Source organism: Streptomyces sp. ERV7 (assembly GCF_001653515.1).
Classification (GTDB): Bacteria; Actinomycetota; Actinomycetes; order Streptomycetales; family Streptomycetaceae; genus Streptomyces.
The window spans coordinates 521,887-533,460 of record NZ_LYOY01000051.1 but is presented as its reverse complement, the minus strand read 5'-3'; the positions used below and the strand labels follow the sequence as shown (position 1 = coordinate 533,460).

The 11,574-nt window shown below is 71.3% G+C and carries 8 protein-coding genes; 3 read left to right on the top strand and 5 right to left on the bottom strand.

Features of this window, described 5'->3' with window-relative positions; all coding sequences use genetic code 11:
- Positions 1 to 122 precede the first annotated feature (122 nt).
- Entirely contained in the window at positions 123 to 893 is a 771-nt protein-coding gene (locus tag A8W25_RS25265; RefSeq protein WP_199831826.1) for a serine/threonine protein kinase, read from the top strand.
- 4 nt (positions 894 to 897) lie between these two features.
- Positions 898 to 2,364 (top strand): serine/threonine-protein kinase, encoded by a 1,467-nt coding sequence (locus tag A8W25_RS25260; protein ID WP_234386570.1) that lies wholly within the window; start codon positions 898 to 900, stop codon positions 2,362 to 2,364.
- Positions 2,365 to 2,401: 37 nt separating this feature from the next.
- Here A8W25_RS25260 and A8W25_RS25255 read toward each other — a convergent pair whose 3' ends face one another.
- The 5 genes from A8W25_RS25255 to A8W25_RS25240 form a co-directional block, all read right to left on the bottom strand.
- Positions 2,402 to 4,183 carry an ABC transporter ATP-binding protein gene (locus tag A8W25_RS25255; protein WP_079126371.1) on the bottom strand — a complete coding sequence of 594 codons (1,782 nt, stop codon included), beginning with the start codon at positions 4,181 to 4,183 and terminating at the stop codon, positions 2,402 to 2,404.
- Positions 4,180 to 5,868 (bottom strand): ABC transporter ATP-binding protein, encoded by a 1,689-nt coding sequence (locus A8W25_RS25250; protein WP_067165334.1) that lies wholly within the window; start codon positions 5,866 to 5,868, stop codon positions 4,180 to 4,182. The genes A8W25_RS25255 and A8W25_RS25250 overlap by 4 nt, the downstream gene beginning before the upstream one ends.
- Before the next feature lie 59 nt (positions 5,869 to 5,927).
- The gene (locus A8W25_RS35805; protein WP_199831825.1) at positions 5,928 to 6,029 is read right to left on the bottom strand and encodes an ALQxL family class IV lanthipeptide; all 102 of its coding nucleotides are present in this window, start codon (positions 6,027 to 6,029) and stop codon (positions 5,928 to 5,930) included.
- Positions 6,030 to 6,035: 6 nt separating this feature from the next.
- Positions 6,036 to 8,804 carry a class IV lanthionine synthetase LanL gene (gene lanL / locus A8W25_RS25245; protein ID WP_079126369.1) on the bottom strand — a complete coding sequence of 923 codons (2,769 nt, stop codon included), beginning with the start codon at positions 8,802 to 8,804 and terminating at the stop codon, positions 6,036 to 6,038.
- Between the two features lie 623 nt (positions 8,805 to 9,427).
- Positions 9,428 to 10,192: a hypothetical protein gene (locus A8W25_RS25240; protein ID WP_067165330.1), complete on the bottom strand. Its 765-nt coding sequence runs from the start codon at positions 10,190 to 10,192 to the stop codon at positions 9,428 to 9,430.
- A gap of 374 nt (positions 10,193 to 10,566) precedes the next feature.
- Between A8W25_RS25240 and A8W25_RS25235 the strand changes: the two genes are divergently transcribed.
- A complete protein-coding gene (locus A8W25_RS25235; RefSeq protein WP_079126368.1) occupies positions 10,567 to 11,565 on the top strand; it encodes a hypothetical protein in 999 nt (332 codons plus the stop codon).
- Positions 11,566 to 11,574 lie beyond the last annotated feature (9 nt).

Sequence of the window (11,574 nt, the reverse complement as noted above, 5' to 3'; positions counted from 1 at the left end):
CGCGCGGCTCCTGTTCCGATGGTCACGGCCGCGTGCCGAAGTGGCGGATGACACGCGGTGCAACGCCGTGGGCAGGCGGTACCGTTCCCTGTGTCGGACAACGGGGGCGGGACGGGGGAGCAGTGAGCGGGATTGTCATCCACTTACCGGAGGAGGACGGCGGCGCAGCGGTGACCCTGCGGCTCGGCCCCGGAGAGCGCGTCCGGTTCGGCCGCGGTTCGGCCCGCACACCCGTCGAACTCCGCCTCGCCGACGAGTCGGTGTCCCGCCTGGCCGGGGAGATCCGTGCGACGGACGACCACTGGCAACTGAGCAATCTCAGCACCACCCACGGCTACCTCGTGGAGAATCCGGAAGGCGCCGGAGAGTATCTGCGTGTCCCGCCGCGCCGCGTCGGTGCGCCCATCCCGTTCGAGTTCTCCCGGGTGGTGCTGCCCTCCCGCCGCGAAACCCCGCTCGCCTTCCAGGTGTTCGCGCCCGACCACGTCTATCTGGACCCGCACCCGCTCGGCGGCGGATCCTGGGAGAGCCGCACCCTCACCGCGTACTCGCTGGACGAGACCGCCACGTACTTCCTCGTGCTCGTCGCGCTCTGCGAGCCGTGGCTGCGCGACCGTTCGCCCGTCGCCGTGCCGACCACCCCGCAGGTCGTCGAGCGGCTCGGCGGCCACGGGCCCGGCGCGGGGCTCACGGCCCGTGCGGTCAGTTCGCACATCGACTACCTCGCCGACGAAAAGCTGCGCATCGGCGTCCCGACGCCCACGGACGGCCTGGACCGCGCGGCCCGCCGCAACGGCAAGCGCGAGGCCGTCGTCGCTCTCGCCCTGAAGTTCGGGATCGTACGGGAGGAGCATCTCGCCCTTTTACCCCCGCCGGCCGAGCGCGGACGGTAGGACGGTGACGGTGCGCAGGGAGCCGGTTCCGGCGGACAGCGGCGAGCCGGAACTCCTGCCCGCAGGCCACCGGATCGGTTCCTGGACCGTCGGCGAACCGATCGGCGCGGGCGGCTGGGCCACCGTCTACGCCGGGTGGCCGGCGGACCGGACCGGGGAGCGCCTCGCGGGCGGCCTGCCGGAGGACGTGGACCGGCCCGAGGACGAGCCGGAGGAGCCGGACGAGCCGGAGGTCGCCCTCAAGGTCATGCCGACCGCCGGACTCGCGCCCCGCCAGGCACGCCAGGTGGCCGAGGCCGCCCGCCGCGAACTCGAACTGGGCCGCGAGGCGGGCCACCCAAGACTCGTGCGGCTCCTGGACTCCCTGGTCCTCAGCGCACCGGACCGGCCGTCCCTGGACGGCGCGATCGTCCTCGTCATGGAGCGGGCCCGGTGCACCCTGCGCGAGCTGCTGGCGTCCTCGGTGACCGAGGCCGAGGGCGCACGGCTGGTCACCGGTATCTGCGAGGGCCTGGACCACCTGCACCACAGCGGCTGGATACACGCCGACCTCAAGCCCGAGAACATTCTCATCGGCCGGGACGGCGAAGTCCGCCTGGCGGACTTCGGCTTCGCCATCGAGCTGACCGGCACCCACGGCTGGACGGCCCCGATGGGAACCCTGGACTACCTTCCGCCCGAGCGGTGGCGTGAGCCGCTCGCCGAGCGCGGCATCCAGATGCGGCCCAGCGCCGACATCTGGGCACTCGGCATCATCATCCACGAGGTGTTCGCCCACGGCGCCTCCCCCTTCCCCGGCGCCACGCCGACCGCGCGCGGCGCGGCCGTACAGGAGTACGCCGAGGGCCGGGCGGTGTTACGGACGGACGGCGCCGTCCCGGAGTTCTGGCGGGTCCTGGCAGCCGACTGCCTCGCCCCCACACACGCGGCCCGCGCCCCGCACACCGCTGAAAGCCTCCTCGAACGGATCCGGGCCCATGCCGCCGAAAGCGGCACCGGGCGTTCCCACCCCCGGCGGTCCCGCATCCGGCGCCGTCTGCGCTGGGCCGCCCTGCTGATCGTCGCGGGGTGCACGGCGGCGGGCGCCGCGCTCTGGGCGCACGCGGGAGGCGACGGCGGCGAGCGGGAGACCGCCCGGATACGGGTGTTCAACGCCGAGCGTGGTTGCCAGGACCGCGCGGACCGCGAAGCGCAGTGCAGCCTGGGCCTCGCGATCGACCCGCTGCGGCCCTACACCGCCGGCAACGTCGTGGCCACGCGGGTGTGGCACGGCGACGTCCTCGACGTGGAATGCCAACTGCCGCAGGGGCAGCCCATCATCGACGAGGAGGACCTGCGCTCCACCGTCTGGTTCCGGGTCCGCCTGCCGCGCGACGGGGCCACCCCGTCGCGGCCCGGCACGGCCTGGCTCCCCGCCGTCCGCACGAAGGACCGCCCGACCCTCCCGCACTGCGCCGCCCCCACGCGGTGATGACGGGGCGCCACGGACATGACGCCACCTGAGCGGGTCACTCAGGGGCACCCGCCGCTTCTTGTGTCCGTCGCCGTGGTTGCGGGTCCGTGAGGTGCCAGTGGCCGACGAGGTTCGCGTAGAGGGCGGAGCTGCGCACCAGTTCGTCGTGTGTGCCCACCTGGGCCTTGTCGCCGTCCAGTACGAGGATGCGCTCGGCGCGACGGGCCGAGCTGATGCGGTGTGCGATGACGACGAGGGTTCCCGGGCGGCGTGCGAACGCGGCTTCCACCCTGGCTTCCGCCGCCGGGTCGAGGTTGCTGGTGGCCTCGTCCAGGATGACGATCCGGGCCGGGGAGACGTACACCCTGGTGAGGGCGACGAGTTGCTTCTCTCCGTTGGACAGCTCCACACCGCCCGCGCCTATCCGGGCGTCCAGTCCGCCGAGCCGGTCGGCCAGGGCGGAGAGTCCGGTGTCGGTGGCGGCGGTGGTGAGTTCGAGGTCGGTCAGGTGCGGTGCGAGATAGCGGAGGTTCTCCCGCAGCGTGCCGGCGAACACGTACGCCTCTTGCGGAATGATGCTCAGCAGTCGGCGCAGCTCGGCTTCACGGACCTGCCCGATGTCTGTTTCCCCGAGCGATACGGTGCCGCGCTGCGGTGGCAGCAGGCCGCCGAGCAGGCTCGCGAGGGTCGATTTGCCGATACCGCTCGGCCCCACCACGGCGAGGTGGCGGCCCTCGGGGAGGGAGAGGTCCAGCGCGTCGACGATCGGTGCGGCGTGCGGGCCGTAGGCGAAGGTGAGGCCGGTGGCGACGAGGTCGTACCGGCGAGGTCCCAGCCGGTCCGCCTCTGCTTCTGTCTGCGCTTCTGTCTGCGCTGGTGCCGGCGGCCCGGCGAAGCCTTCACCGAGGCGACCGAGGGTGACCGCCAGCTCCACGCACAAACTGCCGCCGGTCCCTACGAGTTGACGCAGTGCCGGTTCCAGGGCGACGGTGAGGTAGGTCGCCGCGCCGATCACTTCACCGGGCGTCAGACGGCCCGCGTGGACCAGGGACGGCGCCGACGCGAGCAGGACGACGAGCGGGAGCTGGCCGCCGAGAAAGACGATCAGGCTGCGCACCGCCATCGCTCGGGCGAGTACGCGCGAGCTGGTCAGTGACCCGTCTATGGCAGTTCCCACCGACCGGGTCGCCTCGGCCTCCCCGGTGCAGGCGAGCGCGTCGCGGATCCCGCCGAAGACGGTACCCGCCGTCCTGGCGACCTCTTCCTCGGCCAGGAGTACCTTTCTGCGCCGGACGGCGAGCCCGGGCAGCAGCAGTGCGAACACGGTCAGGGAGACGGTGACGAGCACGCCCGTGATCAGGGCCATGGACGGAGCGAGGAGCCACAGCCCGGCGAGCGCCGCGAGGGTGGTGAAGAGGATCTGCCGGGCCATGCGCAGCAGTGAGCCGAGGAGGTCGCGTACCGCTTGGACCTGTTCGGTGACGCGGGAGACTCCCGCCGTGTCCGCCCGCTTCGGCGAGCCGGTCGCGGAGGCGACCGCACCGTCGACGACGGCCGCAACGAACGCGTCGCGCACCGGCTCGACGATCGCCGCCAGGTGGGGGAACAACTGCCGGGTCGCGAGCGCGGCAACCAGCGCGGACCCCAGCAGGATCGCGAGGAACGCCGTACCGGAAAGGGCCTCGTGAGCGAGGAAGCGGCCGAGCGCCGCGCTCACCAGCAGTCCGGAAAGGAGCGAGGGCAGTGACTCGATCGCGGACCACAGGGCAACCAGGGCCAGCGTGCGACGCCGTGCCCTCAACTCCCGTACGAGCAGGGCGAGTCCGGCCCGGTTCACGCGAACACCGCGCAGTAGCCGGCCTCGGTGGCCCACAGGACGTCATGGGGTGCGCAGGCGCGGATGCGCCCGCCGTCCAGCCATGCGACGAGATCGGCTCTGGCGGCCGTGGTCGCCCGATGCGCGACGAGGAGGCGCGTCCGCCCGGCGAGGTGCTCGGTCAGCGCCTCGGCCACCTTGGCCTCGGTCGCCGTGTCGAGGCTGGACATCGCGTCGTCGAGCACGAGAATCCGGCGACCGTGGGCCACGGCACGTGCGAGCCCCAGTCTCTGGAGCTCGCCGCCGGAGAAGGCGGTGTCGTCCAGTGCGGTGTCGAACCCTTGCGGCAGACGCCGGATGAAGGCGTCCGCCTCGGCGACCCGGGCCGCGTACTCGACCTCCGCCGACGACGTCTCGGGTCGTCCGTAGGTGAGTGCCTCGCGGATGGTTCTCCCGAGCAGGACGGGCCGGTCGAAGGCGTACGAGATCTCCTGGCGCAGGTGTACGGGGTCGACCAGAGCCGCATCCACACCGTCGATCACGACGGTGCCGCTGTCCGGGTCGATGAGGCGGGCGGCGAGCAGCGCGAGGCTGGTCTTGCCGGCCCCGGACCGCCCGACGAGTGCGACCGCCGCGCCTGCCGGCACCTCTAGGTCGGCGCAATCCAGGACGAGCTGGTCCTGGAGGCGGACCGTCACCCGGCGGAAGGACAACGCTCCGGGTCCCGGTGGCAGGACGGACGAACAGTCGGCCCTCGCCTGGGGTCGGGCGGCCAGTACCTCGGCCACCCGGTTCGTACTGGCCTGTACCTCGCGCAGGTAGACCACATGGTGCACCTGGTCCAGGAAGCCGAGGGCGAAGGTCAGATACATGGACGCGGCCAGGAACTCTCCCGCCGACATTCGGCCGTCCGCCACGCCGAGACCGGCCACGAGCAGGACCGCCACCCGGATTCCCGTCAGGGCCAGCTCGGCCTGCCAGGCGACGGTGCGCAGGATGCCCCAGTTCTCCATGCCGTACCGGGCGAGTTTGGGCAAGGGTTCGAGGATGCGCGTGACTTCTCGCGCGGCGGTGCCGGAGGCCCGGATGGTCCGGCTGCCGGCCAGCGCGTCGGCGAGTCGCGCCGCGATCGTGCCCTGGAGCTCCGCATAGCGCTCGTAGGAGCGGTACGAGCTGTGGGTCTCGCGCCACAACAGCAGTGCCGAGGGTGCCGCTCCCGCCAGGAACACCGCGCCGAGCCGCCAGTCGATCAGCGACAGTGCGCCGAGCCCGGCCAGCGAGACCACGCTGACCACGAGGATCTCGACGAGCACGGGTACCGCGCCGGCGCTGGTCGCCGCGTTGCCGGTCATCCTGCTGACCAGATCGCCGGCGGGATATCGGCGAAGGCCGGGAAGGCCGAGGTCGAAGACCTGGCGGAGCAGCCGGTAGCGCTGTGAAGCCGCCACGCGCGTCATCACCGACGTCCGTGCCAGGCCGCTGCCCGTGTCCGCGAGGACCCGCAGCAGCAGTACTGCGGTGAGCAGGACGAGCGTTCCGGTGGGGGTGGCACCGGTCAGTGTCCGGTCGACGGCGTGGGCCAGCAGGGAGGGAAACAGGAGCGATGTCCCGATGGCGACCGTCGCGCACACCAGACTCACGGCCGTGCCCGCCGGTGCCAGCCGGGCCAGTCCGAGCGCGGTGCCCTGCGGCGGTGCGGTCGGCATCGCTCCTGCTTCCATCACTACCTCCGGTCAGTGCCCATTCCTGGGCGCTGCGATGGTGTTCACTCGTAACAGCAGCAGCTGCACTTGGTGGTGGGCGGGTATGCAGCCACGTCAGGGTTGGTTGCCTCCAGCATCTGGAGGGCGTTGACGTCGAGTTCCATGCGAATTCACCTCCCTGTGTTCTCTTGGTGAACGTCGCCGCCGGTGTTGGCGGCAACGAGTCCATGGGGGCCGGCGAGCATCTCGGGCAGCCAGAGCCGGGAGCCACCGGCACGCAGCCGTAGCAGGAAGGCCAGTACGCCGGAGAAACCGGTGCCGAAGTCGGCTTGCACGTCTTTGCCGGTCTCGTCCGGGACGACCTTGCGGCCGTCGCGCAGGACATGACGCATGTGCAGGCTCGCGGCGAGTTCCTCGGCCCAGTCGCGGTACTGACGGTCGCCGGTGGCCTGGGCCATGTCGAGCAGGAAGTCCCCGTCGCCGGCGAGCCCGTGGCATTGGGTGGTTCCGGCGTGCCAGCGGGAACGGCGGACGGCGACGGCGGCCTGGTCGGCGAGGTCGAGGCACTTGTCCGCACCGGTCTCGCGCCAGAGTCGCACCAAGAAGGTGCCTATCCCCGAGGAGCCGCTGCACCAGTGGGACCGGCGCAGACCGCCGGTCTCGGCGACCCGCCAGTAGGCGGCGCCGTCTTCCACCTCCGCGACCGAGATCAGCGTCTCGGCGGCCTGCACGGCCGGCCGCAGATAGGCGTCGTCGCCGGTGGCCCGGCCGGCGGCCAGCAGGAAGGCACCGACGCCGGCGGCGCCGTGGGCGAAACCGTAGTGGGAGATGTCGTGCGAGGTGAGCAGGAATCCCTTCGGGATCGGCCAGAGACGGCGACCGTCCTGCTCCCACGCCGCGCTGACCAGCCCGTCCGCCGCCTGTCGCACACGGTCGAGGAAGTCGTCCTCGCCGGTTGCCTCCCAGAAGCGGAGCTGGGTCAGTCCTGTCCCGGCCATACCGTGGCACACATCCGGGTTGTCCCAGCGGACGGGTACTTTCTTCGCCAGCTCGGCGGCGCGGCGGACCATACGTTCGTCCCCGAGGACCCGCCCGGCCTCCAGCAGTGCCCACGCGGTGCCGGAGCGGCCGAAATGCAGGCCCGGCAGACACCGTGGCTCGTGTCCGACCCGGCGGTCGATCCACTCCGCCGCGGTGTGGATGGCGTCGCGCAGCCGTGGTTCGCGGTCGGCCTCGTATGCGCGGCCGAGGACGCCGAGGATGCCCGCGGCGCCGTGCTGGATGTTGAGCGGGTCGGTCACCGCGGCCGATTTCGAGGTGGGCCAGAGCCTGTCGGTGCTGTCCGGGGCCATGGTGGCCAGAAGGTGCTCGACGGCGCCCGTGACCAGCTCCGCCATGTTGGTGGTGGTGAGGGGTACGGGCGGGAGCGGCCCGCTGAGGGTGGCCGTTCGACCGAGCCGGCCGGTGAAGAACTCTCGCACGGCGGCGAGCGACGGGCGTCGCTCGGGATCGTCGTCGAGCAGTGCGAGGATGATCGGGGCGCAGCGGCGTGCGGCGGCATTGCCCGGGGCGAGGTGCCTGAGCCAGTTCTCGGCCCGCTCGCGTTCTGTTCGGGTGGCCGGCCGGTCGGCGCTCAGGAGCGGGTCGGCGCCGCTGACGAGATAGAACAACGTGGCGCCCAGGCTGAAGAGATCAGCCGTCTGTCCAGGGGCGGGCCCGAAGCTCGGCGCGTTGACCTGCTCCGGCGCCCCGTAGCCGGGGGTGTGTACACGGAAGACGCGCGCGCCCGGCTCGACGATCATCTCCAGGTCGATCAGCCGCAGTTCACCGTCATCGGTGACCATCACGTTGTTGGGGTTGAAGTCCCGCAGTACCAGTCCCTCGGCGTGCGCCAGCTCCACCAGGTCGACCAGGCCCAAGGCCATCCGGTCGACGGTCTCCGGCGGCGGACCCCATGTGCCGGTGTCGTCCAGCCGTATGTTGTTCAGCACCCAGTCCCGCAGCGCGGATCCGGAGATCGCCTCCTGGACGAGGAAGACCTCTCCCTGCTGGTCGAACAGACCATCGCAGCGAGGAGTGAGGGGAGAGGAGGAGAACCGTTTCAGCATCGTGGCTTCGCGGCGCCGCAGGTCGCGTACGTCCTCGCCGAGAAGGTTGGCGGCGGTGTGCGGGCGTGCCTGCTTGATGATCACCTCCGCTCCGGTGGCCTCGTCCGACGCCCGGTACACGCCCCCGGCGTACGAGTGCCGGATCACTTCCCGTACGAGGTATCGCCCGTTGAGGAGGACGGGTTTGGGTACGCCGGCCGGGCGGGCCTTCGGGGTGTCACGGGCGAACGGGTCACTCGGCGCCCATATGGGCGGGCTGAACCACGGCTTGCGCTGGTCGGGGACGAGCGTGCCGTCGGGAGCGACCAGCATCGCCGCCTGGATGCCGTCGTTGTCCAGCACGCGCACCCCGCCGAACGCCCCGAACCGGTAGTGCACCAGGCTGCCGGGAAAACAGGGTCGGTCGGACAGAATGCCCGGCCCCGGCAGCCCCTCGGTCACCTCGTGCAGTTGCTCGGCCAGCGTGAGGAGGTCGTCGTCGCCGTCCGGGTAGATCGTGAGGAACTTGCCGCCGCCGGCGCGGTCGAAGCGGTGGGAGACGAGTTCACCCACCCGCGCGACGGTTCCCGCGAACTTGAAGGCGCACCCGTTGCGGATCAGTACGTCGGCGGAGCGTGCGAGGACCAGTGGTGCCGACAGCGGGGTGGCGGAGATATGCAGCTTCCAGCCCTGCACACGGGAGTTGAGCCCAGGGGGAAGGACATGGCACCAGAAGTCCCCGGGCCGTACCAGCCAGTCGGCTGCGGCGCGTGACAGCGACGCCCGGACACAGTCGACGAGCAGCGCCTCATCGCTTGCGCGCGCGGTGCTCTTCGCCGGTAACGAATTCATCTGGGTGACCTCGCCTCTCACCTTGAGGTCGGCGCGGAAGGGGAGACCACCAACCGGTCTGTTCCGCAGCCCTGAACGTTCCCCTTGCGGGAAACGCGGGCGGGGGCCGACTCGTCCAAGCTAGGGCGTGGTACGAGGGGGGAGGTATCCCCAGTTCTTGGGATGGCGCGGACGGCTACGACGGATGTTCCCCTGCGGGCAAGCCCGTTCGACGCATCGTGGAGAAACCTGCTCGACCCGGGCAACTCGCGCGACCGGCGCTTCGCGCAGGAGGCGCGGGACGCCGCGTCGGATCGGAGTGGGCGCACCGCTCTGGTCGGCGCCCTCCGGACGATGCATCCCACCGGGCTGGGCGACGCCGTGATGAAGTGCCAGAACCTTCGGACAGACCTGAAGGTGGGGCGGACCGTCACGTCCCCCATCTGCGTCTGGGCCGATCGCTACACCTTCGGCGTGGTGATGGTCTTCGACCCCAGTTCTCTGCGCAACGGCGGCGCCGGGGTCAGCCTCGGCGAGAACGCGGACACCGCCGCCAGGATCCGCAACGATGCCCGCGTGCCCCGCCAGTGCCGCGGCGTTCGCCGTGGCCGACTCGGTCGAGCCACGACGAACGCTTCAGCCCCTCAGTTGAGCTTCTTGAGCTGGGCGTCGATCACGGCCTTGGGCTGCTCCGCCTTGCCGGCGAGGCTCTGGGCGTAGAAGGTGGCGAGGGTGCTGCCCTTGCGGACGGCCACCAGGTGGGCGGTGCCGGGCTCGCCGTCCAGGTCGGCGGTCAAGGTGAAGGCGATCGCCTCGTCGCCTCCGGTGTAGGAGGCCGGGGCGACCTTGGTGAAGTTGGTCTTGTCGCCCTGGGCCATCAGGGCGAAGCCGCCGGCGCAGTCCGTGCCCGCCTTCTTGAGGGCTGCCAGGGCATCGGCCGCGCCACTGCCGCTGTAGGAGGCCAGCGTGTCGGCGGTGATGGTGGCACCCAGGGCGTCGAGGCCGGCCTTCGCCTTCTCCTCGGCCGAGGCGTTGGCGCCCGGGCCCTTGGGCACGGCGATGACCTTGCGGGTCGCGGTCGCGCCCGGTGTACCGACACCGCGCAGGACCATGACGTCGACCAGCGGCTTGCACGCGGCCTTGTCGGTGGTGACGGTCTTGGCCGCGGCGAGGTCCGCCGGGGTGGCCTTGGCGATCTTGTGGTCCTTCAGGTCGGCCTCGGCCAGTACGAGCTTGTCCAGCTCGGCCTGGGACAGGGCCTTGCCGGCCGGGGTCGCGGGCGCGCTCGACGAGCCCTTGCCCTTCGGCTCTTCCTTGTCCGACCCCTCCGAGCCACAGGCAGTGGAGAGCAGGGCCAGCGAGAGCGCGGAGGCGGCGAGGGCGGTACGACGGACGGTGGTGCGGCGCATGAATGAAACAGCTTTCTTCGGATCGGCAGGCAACGACTCCTCCGCGCACCGTCCACTGACCCGTGGACCTGCGGAAATATCGTGTACAGATCAATCTATGCGCCCCTGCGTACGGGAAGGCGACGTCTCCGCCGCAGCACCCCGATCGTGACGACGGCGCAACCTCACCTGCATCCGATTTGATCATGGCCCGTACAACCCTGGTGCCGGGATCGGACGTCGGGTTGCTCAGCCGCGGTGCCGACGCCCGCCAATGGGATGATCAAGAATCACCGACCGAGCCAGGGGGCTCGGGCCCGGTGGTGACCGGCGGCGATGCCACTCGGTCACCACCGGACGGGGAGCACGACGGGGGACGTATGACAAGGCGACGGATGACCGCGCTGATCGGCGGGCTGGTGCTGGTGCTCGTGGCGGCCGGGTTGGTGTGGGGGCTGTGGTTGCGCGGCGACGGCGGTGATGACCTGGGCGACCGTTGTCAGGGAAGCCTCGCCGTCGACGAGGCACGGGAGTTCTTCGGCGGCGTCGAGCTGACAGCGCGCGGCCACGACGGCGACTGGGCCGGCTACGACTCCCAGTGGTGCTCGGTGTGGGCCAAGGACCACGGCAACGGCCCGGTCCTGCGACTCCAGATCCGGCCCCGCGCCGCCTACCGGGCGAACGGCGCCGGTGACGAGGCGATCGCGACCCCCATCGGATACGGCTGGAACGGCTCCTTCACCACCCTGCACGAGCCGCAGGCCGCCGTGCTGCTCGACTGTGCGGGCATGCCGGGCAAGGGCCTGTACGTCACGGCCGAGACCACCGAGCGCACCGAGAAGCTCTCGGCCGGTCAGATACTCCAAGTCGCCCGTCTCGCCACCGAGACGGCCCGCAGGGCGGCCGCCGCCCACTCCTGTGAGGGCAAGCCGGGAGGGCGTCCCACGACCGTCGACCGTACGAGGGAGACGGTCCAACGCGCCGCCGCCCAGGCCGCCGGCACCTGCGCCGGAGTCGTGGACGCCCCCACAGCCGCCCGTCTGACGGTGACGACGGTCTCCGAGCGGCCCGCCGGACGCGCCCTGACCGAACAGTGCGCGCTACGGCGGGGCAAGCTGGGCCTCTTCCACATGACCGCCTATTACGGTCCGTCGGCCGAGCAGGAGATGTACCTCGACGGCCGCTACCCCGGCACCGCGAAGGACATTTCCAAGCGCCGAGTGGAGTGCGGAGGTTCTCTCGGCACCGCGTACTTCAAGCTCGTCCGTACCAACGACCGCGCGCCGGACGGCACTTCCGGGCCGCACGGAACCAGCGACCCGAAGGAGCTGAACCGGCTCCTCGGCGCCTTCTCCGCCGCCTCCGCGGCACGCCACGGCTGTCCCGCCGTATAGGACCGTCTA

Coding starts and splice junctions, on each gene's coding strand:
- lanL (WP_079126369.1), bottom strand. CDS start 8,804: ATGAATTCGTTACCGGCGAAGAGCACCGCGCGCGCAAGCGATGAGGCG.
- A8W25_RS25240 (WP_067165330.1), bottom strand. CDS start 10,192: ATGCGCCGCACCACCGTCCGTCGTACCGCCCTCGCCGCCTCCGCGCTC.
- A8W25_RS25235 (WP_079126368.1), top strand. CDS start 10,567: ATGACCGCGCTGATCGGCGGGCTGGTGCTGGTGCTCGTGGCGGCCGGG.
- A8W25_RS25250 (WP_067165334.1), bottom strand. CDS start 5,868: ATGCCGACCGCACCGCCGCAGGGCACCGCGCTCGGACTGGCCCGGCTG.
- A8W25_RS35805 (WP_199831825.1), bottom strand. CDS start 6,029: ATGGAACTCGACGTCAACGCCCTCCAGATGCTGGAGGCAACCAACCCT.